Annotated in this window: 11 protein-coding genes; 4 read left to right on the top strand and 7 right to left on the bottom strand. The window is 62.9% G+C overall.

What is annotated here, in order from left to right:
- Positions 1 to 66: 66 nt before the first annotated feature.
- From ACM6G4_RS00985 to pvdM, 4 genes are all read right to left on the bottom strand, one after another.
- Positions 67 to 1,716, bottom strand: a complete 1,650-nt coding sequence (locus ACM6G4_RS00985) for a cyclic peptide export ABC transporter (protein WP_414912829.1) — start codon at positions 1,714 to 1,716, stop codon at positions 67 to 69.
- 240 nt (positions 1,717 to 1,956) lie between these two features.
- Positions 1,957 to 2,841 (bottom strand): formylglycine-generating enzyme family protein, encoded by an 885-nt coding sequence (locus ACM6G4_RS00980; protein ID WP_414912828.1) that lies wholly within the window; start codon positions 2,839 to 2,841, stop codon positions 1,957 to 1,959.
- Positions 2,842 to 2,857: 16 nt separating this feature from the next.
- The gene (locus ACM6G4_RS00975; protein ID WP_414912827.1) at positions 2,858 to 4,138 is read right to left on the bottom strand and encodes an aminotransferase class V-fold PLP-dependent enzyme; all 1,281 of its coding nucleotides are present in this window, start codon (positions 4,136 to 4,138) and stop codon (positions 2,858 to 2,860) included.
- Positions 4,139 to 4,169: 31 nt separating this feature from the next.
- Complete coding sequence (gene pvdM, locus ACM6G4_RS00970) at positions 4,170 to 5,519, bottom strand: pyoverdine-tailoring dipeptidase-like protein PvdM (protein ID WP_414912826.1); 1,350 nt, start codon at positions 5,517 to 5,519, stop codon at positions 4,170 to 4,172.
- A gap of 251 nt (positions 5,520 to 5,770) precedes the next feature.
- Here pvdM and ACM6G4_RS00965 point away from each other — a divergent pair, with 251 nt between their 5' ends.
- Positions 5,771 to 7,381, top strand: a complete 1,611-nt coding sequence (locus tag ACM6G4_RS00965) for a PvdJ/PvdD/PvdP-like protein (protein ID WP_414912825.1) — start codon at positions 5,771 to 5,773, stop codon at positions 7,379 to 7,381.
- Positions 7,382 to 7,465: 84 nt separating this feature from the next.
- On the opposite strand, the gene ACM6G4_RS00960 is transcribed toward ACM6G4_RS00965, so the two are convergent.
- The 3 genes from ACM6G4_RS00960 to ACM6G4_RS00950 are packed head-to-tail and all read right to left on the bottom strand — an operon-like array spanning position 7,466 to position 12,011.
- On the bottom strand, positions 7,466 to 8,857 hold the full coding sequence (locus ACM6G4_RS00960; RefSeq protein WP_414912824.1) for an efflux transporter outer membrane subunit: 1,392 nt from the start codon (positions 8,855 to 8,857) through the stop codon (positions 7,466 to 7,468).
- A 7-nt stretch (positions 8,858 to 8,864) separates the two neighbouring features.
- A complete protein-coding gene (locus ACM6G4_RS00955; protein WP_414912823.1) occupies positions 8,865 to 10,838 on the bottom strand; it encodes a MacB family efflux pump subunit in 1,974 nt (657 codons plus the stop codon).
- Positions 10,839 to 12,011 (bottom strand): efflux RND transporter periplasmic adaptor subunit, encoded by a 1,173-nt coding sequence (locus ACM6G4_RS00950; protein ID WP_414912822.1) that lies wholly within the window; start codon positions 12,009 to 12,011, stop codon positions 10,839 to 10,841.
- Positions 12,012 to 12,428: 417 nt separating this feature from the next.
- Here ACM6G4_RS00950 and ACM6G4_RS00945 point away from each other — a divergent pair, with 417 nt between their 5' ends.
- The 3 genes from ACM6G4_RS00945 to mgtA all read left to right on the top strand — a co-directional run bounded on the left by ACM6G4_RS00945 (position 12,429) and on the right by mgtA (position 17,647).
- Positions 12,429 to 12,911 carry a sigma-70 family RNA polymerase sigma factor gene (locus tag ACM6G4_RS00945; RefSeq protein ID WP_414912821.1) on the top strand — a complete coding sequence of 161 codons (483 nt, stop codon included), beginning with the start codon at positions 12,429 to 12,431 and terminating at the stop codon, positions 12,909 to 12,911.
- Positions 12,912 to 13,044: 133 nt separating this feature from the next.
- Positions 13,045 to 14,382 carry a lysine N(6)-hydroxylase/L-ornithine N(5)-oxygenase family protein gene (locus ACM6G4_RS00940; protein ID WP_414912820.1) on the top strand — a complete coding sequence of 446 codons (1,338 nt, stop codon included), beginning with the start codon at positions 13,045 to 13,047 and terminating at the stop codon, positions 14,380 to 14,382.
- 550 nt (positions 14,383 to 14,932) lie between these two features.
- The gene (gene mgtA / locus ACM6G4_RS00935) at positions 14,933 to 17,647 is read left to right on the top strand and encodes a magnesium-translocating P-type ATPase (RefSeq protein WP_414912819.1); all 2,715 of its coding nucleotides are present in this window, start codon (positions 14,933 to 14,935) and stop codon (positions 17,645 to 17,647) included.
- Positions 17,648 to 17,661 lie beyond the last annotated feature (14 nt).

Raw genomic sequence — 17,661 nt, 5'->3', positions numbered from 1 at the left:
CGGACCACGTTGCCTAAACCGGAAAACAAACTCTAAAAAACAATGATTTGCGTGCGGCAACGGCACTCAGGCGGTTGCGCGCTCGGTGACGACCCGCCCCGATTCCATGCGCACCAGTTGATCGGCCATGTCGAAATAGCGGTCGTCGTGGGAGATGACGATGATGGTCTTGCCCAGGCGTTTGAGGTCGGGCAGCAGCTCGGTGTAGAAGATGCGGCGGAAGGTCGGGTCCTGGTCGGCGGCCCATTCGTCGAACACCAGCACCGGGCGTTCTTCCAGCCAGGCATTGACCAGCGCCAGGCGCTTGCGCTGGCCGGTGGACAGGTCGGTGGTGGTGAAGCTGCCGTCCCTGACGCTGACCTTGTGCGCGATCTCCAGCCGTTGCAGGTATTGGTTGGCATCTTCGGGGATGTGCTGGTCGCCCTGGACCACGTCATCGAACAGGTAGTAATCGGCAAAGATCGTGGTGAACAATTGGCGGTAGTCGTCGCGATTGTGCGCGTCGATGCCTTGGCCGTTGAGCAGGATCGAACCCTGTTGCGGCGTGTAGAGGCCAAGCAGCAACTTGATCAGGGTGGTCTTGCCGCAGCCGTTTTCACCGACGATGAAAATGATCTCGCCTTGCTCGATGGTCAGGTTCACCGGGCCCAGGCGAAACGCGTCGCTGCCCGGTGCGGCGGGGAAGGCGTAGCTGACGTGGTCCAGTTGCAGGCGGTTGACCACGGTCGGCGGGGTGCCTTTGTCGTTGAGCAGCAGGTGCGGCTCGGGGGAGGAAAACTGGCTCGACAGTTCGGCAATGCGGCGAAAGGCAATGCGTGCCCGGCTGACGATCGGCAAGGTGCTGACCAGATGCTCGATCGGGCCTTTCATGTACAGCAGCACCAGCACGAAGCCGCTCATCACCGCCTTGTCGGCACTGGGCCAGAAGGATTGCAGGGCCAGCGCCAGGCCGATGACCACGAAGAACAGCATCGAGCCCAGGGTCTTGGCGATCACGAAGGTGTTGATCGAACGCACCTGGGTGTTACAGATGAAGTCGGCAGTGCCCTGGATGCCCTTGACGAACATGCGCTGGCGGCGCGGGCGGTGGATGCGCAACTCCTTGGCGCCACCGGCAATGGCGTTGTAGTGCTTTTGCAGATCGTCCTCGGCGTCGCGGGCGGCCATGAAACCCTGGATGCCCTTGCCTTGGGCGTAGAACTGGATGCCGGTGCCGATGGCAATCGCCAGCACCATCATCAGGAACATCGGCCACGACAACATCGCCAGGTAACCCATGCAGCCAAGGGTCACGGTCAGGGAAATCGCCAGCGGCGCGAAGGCGAAGGCGAAATCGCTGATGGTGTCGACGTCGTGGGTCAGCACCGGGATCAAGCGGTGGCTGCGGTAGCGCTCGATCTGCTCGATGGGCGCTGAAAGCACCTTTTCCCCAAGTTCTTTGCGCAGCCGGGCAATGATGTGCTGGCCGACGTAGTTGGTGCCGATGTCCGAGCAGATCGAGCTGCCCAGGGCCAGCAGGCACAGGCCGCCGAACAGCGCGACCACGTCTTGGGTCAGGCCTTCGGCCGAGTGCAGCGCGTTGTTGATGGTGGCCAGCAACACCGTCACGCTCAGGCCACCCACCATGCCCAGGAGGATCGACAGACTGACGACGAGCCGGAACGGTTTGAGGAGGGTGAACAATTCATGAATTGCACCGCGCGTTGGCTGGGTCATGAGCAGAGGGTTCCTTGGGTCTTGAGGCAGATACCCAGTAGAACGTCTGATGGAGGGCTTAATTTAAACGGTGGGTGACTGGTGGCGGGGGAGTTACACAAAACCTGTGGGAGCGGCGGTGCGGCGATCCGACTTGCTCGCGAAAGCGGTTTGTCAGTCACATTGATGTTGGATGTGCTGCCGCCTTCGCGAGCAAGTCGGATCGCCGCACCGCCGCTCCCACAAGGATTTGGGAAGGAGTCATAGGTTGGGTGTCAGGTCGCGCACGACGCGAAATCCGATCCAGTCGCCACGGGTTTGCGGGTCGATGTCATTGCGGTTGCCCGAGCGGGAAAACACCGGCGCCTCGCCCCAGTCGTTGCCACGGATGCGCAGGGTGTCGCAGTTCGGTTCGGTCCAGGCGCTGCCATCGGTGGGCGCGCCGACATAGTCCGGGTGATAGCAATCGGCGATCCACTCGTAGACATTGCCGTGCATGTCGTACAGGCCGAAGGCATTCGCCGGATAGCTGCCCACGGGTGAGGAATAGCTGTAGCCATCGGTGGGGCCGTAGGTGTTGGCGTGTGTGGCGATGCTGTACTCGGTGCCGGGGTCGAACGGGAAGGGGAACGCTCCCTTTGACCCGGCACGGGCGGCGTACTCGCGCTGGGCCTCGCTGACGATGTGGTAATGCTGGCCGGTCTTCATTGACAGCCAGGCGACGTAGGCACTGACCTCGGCGAAGTTCATGCACACCGCCGGCTGACGCGGGCCCTGTGGATAACGCGGCTTGCCGTTGATGCACTCGCGGCCGGGGCGGGTGTCGCCATCGGGCAGGGTGATCCCGGTTTCCTTCATGTATTGGGCCCATTCGCCGGCGGTGATCTGGTAGCGGCTCATGGCAAAGGGTTTGTCGAACGTCACCTCATGCATCGGGCCTTCATCAGGTTCGCGGCCGACTTCGTCGTCCGGGGTGCCCATGGTGAAGGTGCCGGCGGGCAACACCACCATTTCCGGGCAGTTACGGCAATCCTTGAAGACCTTGCCGGGCAAGGGCGCGGTGTAGGCCTGGGCGAAGCCGGGCAAGGCGCTGCCGAGCACGGCCAACAGCGTCAGGGTGCCGAGTTTTTTCAGGGTGCTTTTCATAATGGTTCTCGCTCAGTCAGACCTGGTTGGCCAGCAGTTCCATCAGGCGGTCGATGTGCGCTTGGGTATTGAGTAGCCCTGGCGACACACGAATGATCGGCCCGACATCACGGTCCACGGCATCGCACACCACACGCTGATCCATCAGGTAATTGGCAACTGCCTCGCAGTCCCGGTTCTTGATGCGGAAGAAGGTGAAACCGGCGGAATACTCCGGCGACAGTGGCGTGACCAGCTCCACCGACGGGTGTGCCTGCAAGCGTTTTTTCAGGTAGCTGTTGATGGCGTGAATGCGTGTCGCGACCTCGGCCTTGCCCAGTTCCAGGTGCAATTTGAAGGCCTCGGTCAGCGCCCAGCGGTGTTCGAACGAGTGGTAGCCGCCGTAGGTCATCACCGTGGAGAACTGGGTGGCTTCGGAGAATGTCGGGATGGTCGGGGTCACGTCCTTGAGCTCGTCGGAGCGGGCACAGATGATCCCGGTGCCCCGTGGGCCGAACATCCATTTGTGGGTGCCGGCAATGAAGAAATCGCAGTGCATGTCCGGGAAATCGACGTTCTCTACGCCGAAGCCGTGGACGCCATCGATCACGTAGAGGATGCGGTCCTTGTCGGCGCGGCCACGGTTTTTCTCTTCAACCAGTTTGCCGATCTCGCCGATGGGCAATTTCACGCCGCTGCCGGAATGCACCCAGGTCATGCCCAGGACGCGGGTTTCGGGGCGGATGTTGCGTTCAATCGCGGCCAGCACTTCGGCGGTCGAGACCTTGTACGGGTCTTCGAACAACTTGATCTTGCGAACCTGGGTGCCGTCCTTCCGGGTGCGGTATTCGAACACGCTGTTGGCGGCGTAGTGCTCGTGTTCGCTGGTGAGGATCTCCTGGTCCGGGCGCACGTGGATGCCGGCATAGATCATCGCCAGGCCTTCGGTGGTGCTGCCGGTCAGGGCGATCTGTGACGGCTTGGCCTTCAGGTAACGGCCGGCCCACACGCGCACCTCTTCTTCGCGGCGTTCGGTTTCGCCGCGATGCCAATCCATGGCCAGGCCCGGGTTGCGATCGAGGTTGGCGCGGTGCATCTCGATGGCTTCACGCACAGGCAGCGGATGCGAGGTCACCAGGAAGTTGGCGAAGTGCAGGTAGTTCGGGTCTTGGGTGAAGAGTTGGCGCAACTGGTCCCATTTGTCCTTGGGCAGTGGCGCGGAGCTGGCGGCCCGTACCGGCAGGCTCACAGCGCAGGCCAAGGGAAGACCGGCCGCGAGGATGCCGGCCTGCTTTAAGAATGAACGACGGTTGGTCATGGATTCGGTTCGCTTTGGCAATAGATGAAAATCAGTTCTGGACCACGGGCCGGGAGGACTTCTGCACCTGGTCCCAGACCCGCAGGAAGTTGCCGCCCCAAAGCTTGGCGATGTCGGCTTCGCTGTAGCCGCGGCTGATCAGTTCGGCGGTCACGTTGCGGGCCTCGCTGACGTCTTTCCAGCCATCGAGGCCGCCGCCGTCGTTGAAGTCGGAACTGATGCCGACGTGGTCGATGCCGATTTTCTTCACGGCGTAATCGATTGCATCGCCGTAATCCTTGAGGGTGGCCTTGGGTTCTTCGTCGAGGATTGAATAGAGCTGGCTGGCGTACTCGCCGAAGCGCTGCTCGGGCCAGACGGTGATCACCGGGTCGCCGGGCATCAGGGCCATCTCCAGGCCTTGCAGCGGTTGCAGGTCGAAGCGGGCGCGCAGGGCGTTGAGCTTGTCCTGGGTGGCCTGGCTCAGCGGGCGGATGTAGGTCGGGAAGCCGACAATCTGCACCACGCCGCCGCTGTTCTTGATCAGCTGCATTTCCGGGTCGCTGAGGTTGCGCGGGATGTCCACCAGGGCACGCGGCGCCGAGTGGGAGGCGACCATCGGCGTGCGGCTCAGTTGCGCCACTTGCTCCAGGGCCTTGGTCGACATCTGCGACACATCGATGATCACGCCCAGGTCGTTGAGGCGATGCACCGCTTGCTTGCCGATGTCCGACAGCCCGCCCAGGGCATCCCGCGAATCGTTGAAGAACGGCAGCGGCCGCGACGAGTCGGCCCAGGCGTTGTTGCCTACGTAGCTGAAGCCGAACATGCGCATGCCGCGCGCTGCCCACTTGTCCAGGGCGTTGAGGTCGTTGCCCAGCGGGTAGGCATTGAGCATGCTGATGAACACCGCGAACTTGCCTTCGCCGTGCAGGCGACGGAAGTCGTCGGGGGTGTAGGCGATGGCCACTTGGTTGGGGAAGTCGCGCACCATGGCGCTGATGATCTTGTAGCGGGTTTCCTGCTCGTGTCGGGCCTCGTCGACGAAACCGGCGGTAGGGCGATGGGGGGCGTTGGGGCCGTTCCAGATTTCCGGCCAGCCGAAGATCGTCAGCGCCGCCCCGGACAGACGCCCGCGCCCGGTCTTGACCAGGTCGAACTGGCCTTCGCCGTCCTTGTCGACTTCGTTGCCGGCGGTGCCGAAGTCCATGGGCACGGTGATGTGGCTGTCGAACGAGAGGATGCGTTCCTGCAACTGATCGGCCTGTTTCATCACCTTGACCGGGTAGCCGGGGTTGTCCCTGAACCAGTAATTCCAAGCCGCGAAACCCGCCCCCGCGCTGATCGCCAGGGCCAGCGGCAGGCCGATGAAAAGAGCCTTTTTCGAACGTGGTTTGGTCATTGCCGTCTCAGTCAGATTCGCCGCCCCGGTGCAGGCGCAGGGGCCTTTGCTATCAGGGGGGAACGAGTGGCTGGCCATGGAATTTAGGTTGATCCCAAAAGATCGCAGCCTGCGGCAGCTCCTACATTGGATCGGCATAAACCCGTAGGAGCTGCCGAAGGCTGCGATCTTTCAAAGCACCGTAAATTTGTCGGTGCAACAAACGTTCTAGCTTGGATAAAGCCTGCTCCATGGCTGACACAGGTAGGGCAATGACGATTTCTCGACGATGGTTCCTCGCGGGCCTGGCGCTGACCGGTGCCGCCGTGCCGGCGGCGTATTACGGGCATCGCGAACTGACCAGGCCGGACCCGAGCATCACTCCCGGCGAAGCCTCGTTCGATGTGGCGGATGTCGCCGGCCAACGCTTGGCGGATACCTTGCGCGGGGTCTGGCAGATTCGTTTCGAAGGTCGTGACGCCGGTATCGAAGGCTTGCCCCTCGAAGGCCTGGAGGTGTTCCTCGACATCGGGCACAAGGGTCGCGGTTTCAGTGGTTATCTCGACACCGCCGAGCGTTTGCGCTCCAGCGAAGAGCCCCGTTACCGAGTGTTGGGCGATCTGTCCGGGGCCAACCCGAAGCAGCTGGGTTGGCGTCTGCTGGGCGCCAGTGGCTGTTGCGAATACGAATTCGAGATGACCCTGGACGAGGTCTGGGCCGGTTTCGGCAACGCCGGCAGCGGCAGCCTCAGTGGGCGGGTGCTGGACCTGAAGCGGCCGCTGATGCTGACGGCCCAGGACAATCGATTCATTGCCGTCAAACGGGTATTCCCTGAAGCCCGCGAGCGTGCCGGCCTCAACAAGGCACTGCTGGCCTGGCTGGTATCACCGGAGCATCGGCTGTTCCACCAGCTCTGGCATGCCTCCCGGGACAAGTGGCACAAGCTGTCCGAAGACCAGCGCGGCGCCTTGCGCGGGCTCGGCTGGCAACCCGGCCCGCGGGACCAGGAGCGCGATGCCCGTGGCGAACGCAAGGATCGCAACGGTTCGGGCGTGGACTTTTTCTTCATGCACCGGCACATGCTCGGCACGGCGCGGTCGATGCAGGACCTGCCGTCCTGGACGCACTTCCCGTTACCGCAGCCGGAACTGGCGCGGGACCGGCCCGGCTTCGCGCGTTACTTCGACAACCACGACGGCACCGCGTTGCCGCCGACCTGGCTGGCCGAGGACGATGACGAGTACACGCAATGGGTCAGCGACATCAAGACTGGCGAGACGTACCGCAGCAATTTCCAGGTCTGGGAATCCCGCTACCGCGACCCGCGTTACCTGTCGACGCTGACCCTCGGCCAGTTCGGCTCGGAGGTCGAACTGGGCCTGCACGACTGGCTGCACATGCGCTGGGCTTCGGTGCCCCGTGATCCGTCCAACGGTCAGCCGGTGCCGTTCGCCCGGGATCCGGCGGACTTTTCCTCGCGCTGGTTTGCAGCGGAAAACGATTTTCTCGGTGACCCGTTTTCTTCCCATGTGAGCCCGGTGTTCTGGCATTTTCACGGCTGGATCGACGACCGCCTGGAAGACTGGTTCCGCGCCCACGAGCGTTTTCATCCGGGGCAGGTCAGTCGGTTGCTGGTTAACGGTGTGCAATGGTTCGCGCCGGGGCGCTGGGTCGAGATCGATGACCCCTGGCTCGGGCCAACCACCCATGGCTGCAGCACCACGCCGGGGTTGCAGGCGGGCAAGTCAGTGGAAATGGACCCGGAAACCATGAAGCTGGCGCTGCGCATCACCTTTGGCGAGGACGAGAAGAAACTGAAGGGTCTGTTCCGCAAAGTGCCGCAGCGACCGTGGTATGCGCGCAATTTGAAGGCCAAGGCATAAAGCCAAAGATCGCAGCCTGCGGCAGCTCCTACAGCTTATGCGGCGTACCTGTAGGAGCTGCCGCAGGCTGCGATCTTTTGATTCTCATATTGTCCACCCCCCACCCAACGCCTTGTATAGCGCAATACTCGCCTGCATCCGCGACAACCGCAGTTGCACATTCAAATCCTGCGCCGCATACAGCGTGCGCTGGGTCTCCAGCACCGTCAGCAAGTCCTCGGCCCCGGCCTGATAACGGCTTTGCGCGATGTTGAAGGCGGTTTGCGCCTGGCTCAGTTCTTCACTCTGCCACCCGCGCTGTTGATCCAGCCCGCGGATGCTGTTGAGGGCTTTTTCGACGTCGGCGAAGCCGTTGATGATCGCCCCGCGATAGGTCTCCAGCAGTTCTTCCTGGCGTGCCGTGGCCTTGTCGCGCTGGGCGCCGAGGCGGCCGTTGTTGAACACCGGCGCGAGCAGCCCGGCGGTGAGGTTGTAGAAGGGGCTGCGCAGGATGTCGTCGGCCCGGTCGGCGCCGGAGCCGATTTCGGCGGTGAGGGTCACGGTCGGCAGCATCGCGGCCCGGGCGACGGTGACGTCGGCCTGGGCGGCGGCCAGTTGCGCCTCGGCCCGGGCAATGTCCGGGCGGCGACTGAGCAACTGGCTGGGTACCCCGGCGTCAATCGCCGGCCAGGTCAGTTGATCGAAGCGTTCCTGACCCAGCGACAGCGCCTGAACCGGGCGGCCGAGCAGGGCGGCGAGGCTGATCCGCGCCTCTTCGGCCTGTTGCCGCACCAGCGGCAGCTGGCGTTGTTGCGCCGCCACCAGGCTTTTTTGCTGCGCCAGTTCCAGGGCCGTGGCCGAACCCGAATCGAAACGAGTCTGCACCAGTTTCAACACGCTTTGGGCATTGGCCAGGTTCAATTCGGCGATGCGGCGCTGCTCCTGCAGCGACAAGGCTTGCGCGTAGCCGTTGGCCACACCGCTGAGCAGCGTCAGTTCCACCGTGGCCTGATCGAACTCGCTGGCTTGCAGACTGAATTGCGCACTGTCGCGAGTGGCACGCTGGCCCCCCCAGAAATCGATTTCGTAGCTGGCAGTCAGGTTCGCCGTGAAATAGTCGACGGCGTCGTTATCGCTGTCGGCATCAAGCTGACTGTAGCCGTTGCCCCGCAGCAGCTTCTGGCGATTGGCGTTGATCCCGGCCTTGACCTCGGGCAGTTGCGAGCCGCCGGCAATCACCGTGTCGGCCTGGGCCTGGCGCACTCTGGCGACGGCCGCGGCCAGGTCGTAGCTGCCGAGCCGCGCCTGTTCGATCAGGCGTCCCAGTTGCGGGCTGCCGAAGCGGTTCCACCATTGCTGGTTGTCATGGACAGCGCCTGCGGTGTGTGGCGATTGCCAGGCGGCCGGCGGCTGGATACCGCTGTCAGGGCGCTGGGGCGGGGTGCCGCAGGCACTGAGCAACAGGCACAGGGTTATCACACTGAGTGGCGGCTTCATCAATCGATCATTCACTGGTAAGGGCCGTGACCGGGTCGAGTCGGGCAGCCTTGCGGGCCGGCATATAGCCGAAAACGACACCGGTAACCAGGGCGCAGCCGAAGGCGCCCAGCACCGCTATCAGGGAGAACGCGACAGCGACTTCGCTGAAAATCAGCACGCCACCGACGATCAGCGCCAGGGCAATCCCGGTGAGGCCGCCCACCACCGAGAGCATCACCGCTTCGGTGAGGAACTGGCGCAGGATGTCGCGCTGGCGGGCACCAGTGGCCATGCGGATACCGATCTCGCGAGTCCGCTCGCGCACGGTCATGAGCATGATGTTCATCACGCCGATCCCGCCCACCAGCAGCGAGATCGCCGCAATCGAACCGAGCATCAGCGACAGGGTGTTTTGCGTGCGCGCCTCGGCCTGGATCATCGCCGCGTTGTTGGTCAGTTCGAAATCGTGCTTGCCGTCGTGCAGGCGCAGCATCAGTTGCTCGATGGCTTTTTCGGTCTCCTTGACCTTGCGCGCATCGGCGGCGGCGATGGCGATGTACTCGGGATTGTGGGTGCCGAACAGGCGCACGCTGGCGGCGGAGTAGGGGATGGCGATGCGGTCGTCGCTGTCGGTGTCACCGGAGCTGGCACCTTTTTCCGCGAGCACGCCGACCACCTGGAAGGGGACGTTTTCGATGAGGATGTACTGGCCGATCGGGTTGGTCACGTCCTTGAGCAATTTGCTCCGCACCTTGTGCCCGATCACCGCGACCGCCGCGGCGTTCTGTTCATCGGCGTGGGTGAAGTAGCTGCCTTCGACCACCGGCCAGTTGAAAATCGCCGGGAAGTTGGTGTCGTTGCCGCCGACGTAGCTCAAGTGGTCGAGGTTACCAAAACGCACCCCGGCCTCCTGGCCGTTGACCGGCATGATCCGCATCACCTGGGGCAGGCTGGCAATCGCGGCGACCTCATCGAGGGTGACGATGCCCATGGGCGTGCGCGGGTTGGGCGCCGAACCGCTGAGGTAGATGATGTTGGAACCGAACGCGCCCATCTGCGCCATCACCTGGCGCTTGCTGCCTTCGCCCACGGCCAGCATCACCACCACCGAGGCCACACCGATGATGATGCCGAGCAGGGTCAGGGCGGTGCGGAACTTGTTGATCCACATCACTCGCCACGCCGCGTGCACGGCATCGACCAATTCGCCTTTCCAGGCGCCGGTGGCTTCGGCGCCTTCGCTCAGGCGTCTGCGCAAATCGACGGCTTGCAGGGCGCCGGGGTTGGCCGGGTTTTGCGCGGCGCGATTGTCCCGGGCGCTGTCGCTGATGATCTCGCCGTCGCGAATTTCGATGATGCGTTTAGCCCGGGCCGCCACTTCCCGGTCGTGGGTGATGAGGATCACCACATGGCCCTGGCTCGCCAGTTCGTCGAGCAGGGCCATGACTTCGGCGCCGCTGTGGCTGTCGAGGGCGCCGGTGGGTTCGTCGGCCAGGATGATGTGGCCGCCATTCATCAGCGCGCGGGCAATCGACACCCGTTGCTGCTGCCCGCCGGAGAGCTGGTGCGGGCGGTTGCCGGTGCGCGACGCCAGGCCGAGACGGTCGAGCAGGGCGGCGGCGCGGGCGTGGCGTTCTGCGGCGGGCAAGCCTGCGTAGATCGCCGGCATCTCGACGTTTTCCTGGGCCGAACCGGAGGGAATCAGATGGTAGCCCTGGAACACAAACCCGAAGGCTTCACGCCGCAGCCAGGCCAGTTCGTCGCTGTCCAGGGCGGCGACGTTTTCCCCGGCGAAGCGGTATTCGCCCGAGGTCGGGCGGTCGAGGCAGCCGAGGATGTTCATCAGCGTCGACTTGCCGGAACCGGAAGCGCCGACAATCGCCACAAACTCCCCGGCATGGATCGACAGGTCGATGCCGCGCAGCACGTGGACTTCAGGCGCGTCGCCGCCGCCGTAGGCTTTGCGGATGTCCGAAAGGTCGATCAGGGGCGTGTGCATTCAGCCGCCACTCCCGTCGACGGGACCGATCAACAGGTGATCGCCCTCCTGCAGGCCGTCGAGGATCTGTACCCGCAGGCGGTCGCTGATGCCGGTGCGCACGTTGCGCTGTTCGATGCTGCCATTGCTGGCGACTACTTGCGCGGTCTGCCGGTCTGATTGCGTGCCGGCCTGCAGGGCTGTGATGGGGGCGGTGAGTACGTTCTGCGCCTGATTGGCGACGAAAAATACCTGGGTGGTCATTTCCGCCATCAAGGCGTTGTCGGCGTTGTCGACGTCCAGCAACACGGTGTACAGCACCACGCGGGCACTCCCGCTTTTGCTGGTGCTGGCGGGGCTGCCGCCGCCCTGGCTGGTCTGGTCCAGGGGCTTGGGCGGGACGGGCAGGATTTGCCGCACGGTGCTGGTCCAGCGCCGGGCGCCGCCGCTCAGGGTGGTGAACCAGGCGTGCATGCCGGGTTTGACGTGGCCGATGTCGGCCTCCGAGACCTCGGCCCACACGGTCATCGGCGACAGCTTGGCGATGCGCAGGATCAGCGGTGTTTGTTGCTGGGCGTTGAGGGTCTGGCCTTCCCGGGCATCCAGCGCCACTACGGTACCGGCCATTGGCGCATAAATCCGCGTGTAGCCGAGCTCCGCCTGGTCGCTGCGCAGGCTGGCTTCGGCCTGGCGGATCTGCGCCTGGAACATGTCGACCCGTGCCTGGGTGGCGCGCAGTTCGGCCTGGGCGGTCTGCACGTCTTCTTCACGGGTGGCGCCGCCGGCGGCGAGGTTCTGTTGACGCTGGTATTTCTGCCGGGCCAGATCGTGTTGCGCGCGCTGTTCCTGCAGCTGCGCCTTGAGATTTTCGACGGAGAAGCGCCCGGCATCGAGTTTGGCCTGTTGCGTGGAGGGGTCGATTTCCACCAGCAATTGGCCTTCCTTGACCTGGTCGCCGACCTCTACGTGGATCTTGTGGATCTGCCCGGACGCCTGGGCGCCGACGTCGACATAGCGCCGCGGTTGCAGGGTGCCCAGTGCCGTTACGCTGCTTTCAATGTCGGCGCGGCTGACCTGGACGGTGACCAGCCCGTCGCGGCCCGGGGGGATGAACTGCCAGGCGGCGACGGCAGCCACGGGGATCAGACAAAGTGCTGCAAGCAGGGCGCGTCGGGTCTGTCGGGGACGTTTCATGCGGGGTTCCGGCCTTGGGAAATAGGTCCGTCGTTCAGCGGCGGGTCGATGGCTGAACGCTGTCGGCAGGGCCGAACAGGGACGGGGAGCTGTCCTGTAAACGATGAACCCGACGGGAAATTTAACCGGCGACACAAGGTGTAACACCTGTAGGAGCTGCCGAAGGCTGCGATCTTTTGATTTTCGACGTAGCTGAAAACGCTAAAGATCGCAGCCTGCGGCAGCTCCTACCCTCAGAGCGGTGCACAGCCGCTAGACCATGACTATTTATCGGGCAAGGCGACGCAGTACTTTAAATCTATATGAGAATTACTATAAATTACGCGACTCGAACTGCCACTATCGTGCCACTGTCTATTTCAACGGTCACGCAAAGGGCTCAAGGACAGAAACCGCACCCCCGTGCGGACGGGAGTCATGTTGGAAAACTACTATCGCGAACTGGTGTGTTTCCTGAACGCCAGGCTGGGCAACCGTCAGGTGGCCGAAGATGTGGTGCATGACGCTTATCTGCGGGTCCTGGAGCGTTCCAGTGATACGCCGATCGAGCAGCCCCGGGCATTCCTTTATCGCACCGCCCTGAACCTGGTCATCGACGACCATCGACGCAACACCCTGCGTCAGGCCGAATCCCTGGACGTACTCGACAACGAAGAGCGCTATTTCACCCCTTCGCCGCTAAACGTGCTCGATCATGGCCAGCGCCTGGAAATGCTCCAGAGTGCCCTGGCGGAGTTGCCGAGGTTGTGCCGCGAGAGTTTCCTGCTGCGCAAGATCGAAGGCCTGTCCCATCCGCAGATTGCCGAGCAACTGGGCATTTCCCGGGCAATGGTCGAGAAGCACATCGTCAACGCCATGAAGCATTGCCGTATACGGATGCGACAGTGGGACGCCCAGTGATCCCGCGCGGTTAAATTTTTTTTCACGGTCCTCGTTCCTACTCAACAGACGACCTGTTGTGCGGCCCTTGGCGGGTCAGGTCACTTAGGTTCAATGCCCCGTCTTTGAGGGGAACATCCAGAGGACACTGGACATGACACAGGCAATTGCTTCGCCCCTCGTTCACGACCTGATCGGCGTCGGTTTCGGCCCGTCGAACCTGGCACTGGCCATCGCGCTGCAAGAGCGCGGGGCGAGCCAGGGCAACCTGGATGTGCTGTTCCTCGACAAGCAGGCCGACTACCGTTGGCACGGCAACACCCTGGTGACCCAGAGCGAGTTGCAGATTTCCTTTCTCAAGGACCTGGTGACCCTGCGCAATCCGACCAGCCCTTACTCGTTCGTCAATTACCTCAAGGCCCACGGGCGCCTGGTGGACTTCATCAACCTGGGCACCTTCTATCCGTGCCGCATGGAGTACAACGACTACCTGCGCTGGGTTGCCGGGCAGTTCATCGCGCAAAGCCGCTACGGCGAAGAAGTGCTGACCATCGAGCCGGTGCTGCACAACCATCAGGTCGAGGCGTTGCGGGTGATTTCCCGCGATGCGAGCGGGCATCAACAGGTGCGCACCACCCGTTCGGTGGTGGTCAGCACCGGTGGCACGCCACGCATTCCCGAGGTGTTCAAGGCACTCAAGGATGACGGCCGGGTGTTCCATCACTCCCAGTACCTGGCGCAGATGGCCAGGCAGCCGTGCGTGGACAACCGGCCGATGAGCATTGCGATCATCGGTGGCGGGCAAAGCGCGGCAGAGGCCTTCATCGATTTGAACGACAGCTTCCCGTCGGTGCAAGTGGACATGATCCTGCGCGGCTCGGCACTCAAGCCGGCCGACGACAGCCCCTTCGTCAACGAAGTGTTCTCACCGGAGTTCACCGACCTGGTGTTCCAGCAGCCCGACAGCGAGCGCGAGCGACTGGTCAACGAGTACCACAACACCAATTACTCGGTGGTGGACATCGATCTGATCGAGCGCATCTACGGTATTTTCTACCGGCAGAAAGTCTCGGGTATCGCCCGTCATGCGTTCCACACCCTGACCACTATCGAAAAGGCCACCGCCAACGAGCGGGGCATTGAACTGGTGTTGCGCAACAACGCCACCGGCGAAGTCTCGGTGCGTCACTACGACGCCGTGGTGCTGGCCACCGGTTACGAGCGGCAGATGCACCGCAAGCTGCTGGCACCGCTGCAAGAGTACCTGGGTGATTTCGAGGTCGATCGCAACTACAAACTGATCACCGATGAGCGCTGCAAGGCCGGCCTCTACATGCAGGGCTTCTGCCAGGCCAGCCATGGGCTGAGCGACACCTTGCTGTCGATCCTGCCGATTCGTGCCGATGAAATTGCCGGCTCGCTGTATGAGCACGGCAAGCATCGCGGGCATGGGCGGTCGGTGGTGGATTTGTTGTTGGCGACGGCGAGCTGATATCGAGTTGACCGTCAAAAGATCGCAGCCTCCGGCAGCTCCTACATTGGGATGGCGTACACCCGTAGGAGCTGCCGAAGGCTGCGATCTTTTGATGAGGACTCCAATCCTGAACCCTACCTGAAGAACCCCGCGATTGCCCCGGCAAGGTTTTGTAACGGGTTTACTCGCCAAACATCGGGGCGTAAGCTTCGCGCGTTTTCATCCATTACGGAGACCCACAGTGGGTACTTGTTCGAGTGACAGTTGTCGGCCGGTCTCGGTAACCGGCACTTTCTCGGCAAGATAACGCGCAGTCTCCTGTGCCGTTGTCTCGCCGACAAGCGAGCAGCGGCATCCCGATCATGGCCAGTCCCGGCCGTGTCCCGACGTCCCTCTCATCGACGCTGAACAGTGCGTGGTTTCGACTTTTTTGTCGTGGCCGCCGCTCTATCGACACGCCTGTCATTCGTGACCGGCGTGCCAGGCCTTGCTTTGCCGGTTGTTCCGGCGGCAGCGGCGTGGACTTGCCTGCTCGACGGTTTCCCGGCTGACCAAAGGGGCTCCAGCCATGAAACTTACCCTCAAGGAATTCTTCGCAGGTTTCCTGCGTACCCGCCACATCGCCCGGCACTTCCGTCGCCTGGCGTTGCTGGAAACCTTCACCGACACCACGGTCAGCCGTGAAGTCCCGCCCACCCTGGCGCAAACCCTGGTGGCCGCTGCCGGCAGCGACACCGGTCAATTGCTCAACACCCTGGGCAGTCACACCGACGGCTTGAGTGAACTCGAAGCCGATGTCCTGCGCGAGCAATTCGGCCTCAATGAAGTCGAGCACGAACAGCCGCTGCCGTGGTGGACGCACCTGTGGCATTGCTACAAGAATCCGTTCAACCTGCTGCTGACGCTGCTGGCGCTCATCTCCTGGCTGACCGAAGACCTGAAAGCCGCCGTCGTGATTTTCTCCATGGTGGTGCTCTCGACCTTGCTGCGTTTCTGGCAGGAAACCAAATCCAACCAGGCTGCCGATGCCCTCAAGGCCATGGTCAGCAACACCGCTACGGTGATGCGCCGGGACCTTGAGGACCGTGGCGCGCAGCGCATCGAATTGCCGATCAGGCAACTGGTGCCGGGCGACCTGATCGTGCTGTCGGCCGGTGACATGATTCCCGCCGATTGCCGGGTGCTCAGCGCCAAGGACCTGTTCGTCAGCCAGGCAGCCATGACCGGTGAATCGATGCCGGTGGAAAAATTTTCCCGCCAGCAGGATCGCGACACGCGCAATCCGCTGGACCTGGACAACATCCTGTTCATGGGCACCAACGTGGTGTCCGGCACGGCCATGGCGGTGATACTCACCACCGGCAACAGCACCTATTTCGGTGCCTTGGCCCAGCGCGTCGGCGCCACTGACAGGGCGCCGACTTCGTTCCAGACCGGGGTCAACAAAGTCAGCTGGCTGCTGATCCGCTTCATGTTCGTGATGGCGCCGCTGGTGTTGTTCATCAACGGTTTCACCAAGGGCGACTGGACCGAAGCGCTGCTGTTCGCGTTGTCGATTGCCGTGGGCCTGACTCCGGAAATGCTGCCGATGATCGTCACCTCGACCCTGGCCAAGGGCGCGGTGTTCCTGTCGCGCAAGAAAGTCATCGTCAAACGCCTCGACGCCATCCAGAACTTTGGCGCCATGGACGTGCTGTGTACCGACAAGACCGGCACCCTGACCCAGGACAAGATCTTCCTGGCGCACAACGTCGACGTCTGGGGCAACGCCTGCGATGACGTGCTGGAAATGGCCTACCTCAACAGCTACTACCAGACCGGCCTGAAAAACCTGCTGGATGTGGCGGTGCTCGAACACGTCGAGATCCACCGTGAGCTGAAAGTCGGCACGGCGTTTCGCAAGGTCGACGAGATCCCGTTCGACTTCACCCGCCGGCGCATGTCGGTGGTGGTCGCCGAGCGCGATCAGCCGCACCTGCTGATCTGCAAGGGGGCTGTGGAAGAGGTGCTGGCGGTGTGCTCGCGTGTGCGCCATGGCGAAGTCGATGAAGCCTTGACCGAAGAACTGCTGGCGCGAATCCGTCAGGTCACGGCCACCTTCAACGCCGAAGGCTTGCGAGTGGTGGCGGTGGCGGCACGGCCAATGGTCGAAGGGCGCGACACCTACAGCCTGGCCGATGAACAGGCACTGACGCTGATCGGTTACGTGGCGTTTCTCGATCCGCCGAAAGAAAGCACCGCGCCCGCCCTCAAGGCCCTGGCCGCCCATGGCGTGGCGGTGAAAGTGCTGACCGGCGACAACGAACTGGTGACGGCGAAGATCTGCCGCGAAGTCGGCCTGGAACAGCAAGGCCTGCTGATGGGCAACGACATCGAACGCATGAGCGATGCCGAGCTGGCGAAGGCGGTGGAGACCACCAACGTCTTCGCCAGGCTGACGCCGTCCCACAAGGAGCGCATCGTCCGGCTACTCAAGGGCAACGGCCATGTGGTCGGTTTCATGGGCGACGGCATCAATGACGCCCCGGCCCTGCGCACCGCCGACATCGGTATTTCCGTGGACAGCGCGGTGGACATCGCCAAGGAAGCGGCCGACATCATCCTGCTGGAAAAAAGCCTGATGGTGCTGGAGGAGGGCGTGCTGGAAGGGCGCCGGACCTTCGCCAACATGCTCAAGTACATCAAGATGACCGCCAGTTCGAACTTCGGCAACGTGTTCTCGGTGCTGGTGGCCAGTGCGTTCATCCCGTTCCTGCCGATGCTGCCGATGCACCTGCTGGTGCAGAACCTGCTCTATGACATTTCGCAGATCGCCATCCCGTTCGATAACGTCGATGACGAAATGCTCAAGCAGCCGCAGCGCTGGCAACCGGCGGATGTCGGGCGCTTCATGCTGTTTTTCGGGCCGATCAGTTCGATCTTCGACATCTCCACCTTCGCCTTGATGTGGTACGTGTTCGATGCCAGCACCCCGGATCACCAGACCCTGTTCCAGTCCGGCTGGTTCGTGGTCGGGCTGCTGACCCAGACCCTGATCGTGCACATGATCCGCACGCCGAAGATCCCGTTCCTGCAAAGCCGCGCGGCCATGCCATTGCTGGTGATGACCGGATTGATCATGGCCGTGGGGATTTTCCTGCCGATGGGACCGCTGGCCCATTACTTCAAATTGCAGGCGTTGCCGTCGCTGTACTTCGTGTTCCTGCCGGTGATCCTGCTGGCGTACATGGCGCTGACCCAGGCGGTGAAGGGGTTCTACATCCGCCGGTTTGGCTGGCAATAAAGCCGCCAGCATGA

The sequence above is a fragment of the Pseudomonas sp. IT-P258 genome, from assembly GCF_949767825.1.
GTDB classification, from domain to species: domain Bacteria; phylum Pseudomonadota; class Gammaproteobacteria; order Pseudomonadales; family Pseudomonadaceae; genus Aquipseudomonas; species Aquipseudomonas monachiensis.
The sequence above is the reverse complement of the archived record's forward strand: the minus strand, read 5'-3'. Positions and strand labels throughout refer to the sequence as shown.

What these genes read in the sequence shown, in the direction of transcription:
- ACM6G4_RS00985 (WP_414912829.1), bottom strand. Translation starts at nt 1,716, where the DNA reads ATGACCCAGCCAACGCGCGGTGCAATTCATGAATTGTTCACCCTCCTC.
- ACM6G4_RS00980 (WP_414912828.1), bottom strand. Translation starts at nt 2,841, where the DNA reads ATGAAAAGCACCCTGAAAAAACTCGGCACCCTGACGCTGTTGGCCGTG.
- ACM6G4_RS00975 (WP_414912827.1), bottom strand. Translation starts at nt 4,138, where the DNA reads ATGACCAACCGTCGTTCATTCTTAAAGCAGGCCGGCATCCTCGCGGCC.
- pvdM (WP_414912826.1), bottom strand. Translation starts at nt 5,519, where the DNA reads ATGACCAAACCACGTTCGAAAAAGGCTCTTTTCATCGGCCTGCCGCTG.
- ACM6G4_RS00965 (WP_414912825.1), top strand. Translation starts at nt 5,771, where the DNA reads ATGACGATTTCTCGACGATGGTTCCTCGCGGGCCTGGCGCTGACCGGT.
- ACM6G4_RS00960 (WP_414912824.1), bottom strand. Translation starts at nt 8,857, where the DNA reads ATGAAGCCGCCACTCAGTGTGATAACCCTGTGCCTGTTGCTCAGTGCC.
- ACM6G4_RS00955 (WP_414912823.1), bottom strand. Translation starts at nt 10,838, where the DNA reads ATGCACACGCCCCTGATCGACCTTTCGGACATCCGCAAAGCCTACGGC.
- ACM6G4_RS00950 (WP_414912822.1), bottom strand. Translation starts at nt 12,011, where the DNA reads ATGAAACGTCCCCGACAGACCCGACGCGCCCTGCTTGCAGCACTTTGT.
- ACM6G4_RS00945 (WP_414912821.1), top strand. Translation starts at nt 12,429, where the DNA reads ATGTTGGAAAACTACTATCGCGAACTGGTGTGTTTCCTGAACGCCAGG.
- ACM6G4_RS00940 (WP_414912820.1), top strand. Translation starts at nt 13,045, where the DNA reads ATGACACAGGCAATTGCTTCGCCCCTCGTTCACGACCTGATCGGCGTC.
- mgtA (WP_414912819.1), top strand. Translation starts at nt 14,933, where the DNA reads ATGAAACTTACCCTCAAGGAATTCTTCGCAGGTTTCCTGCGTACCCGC.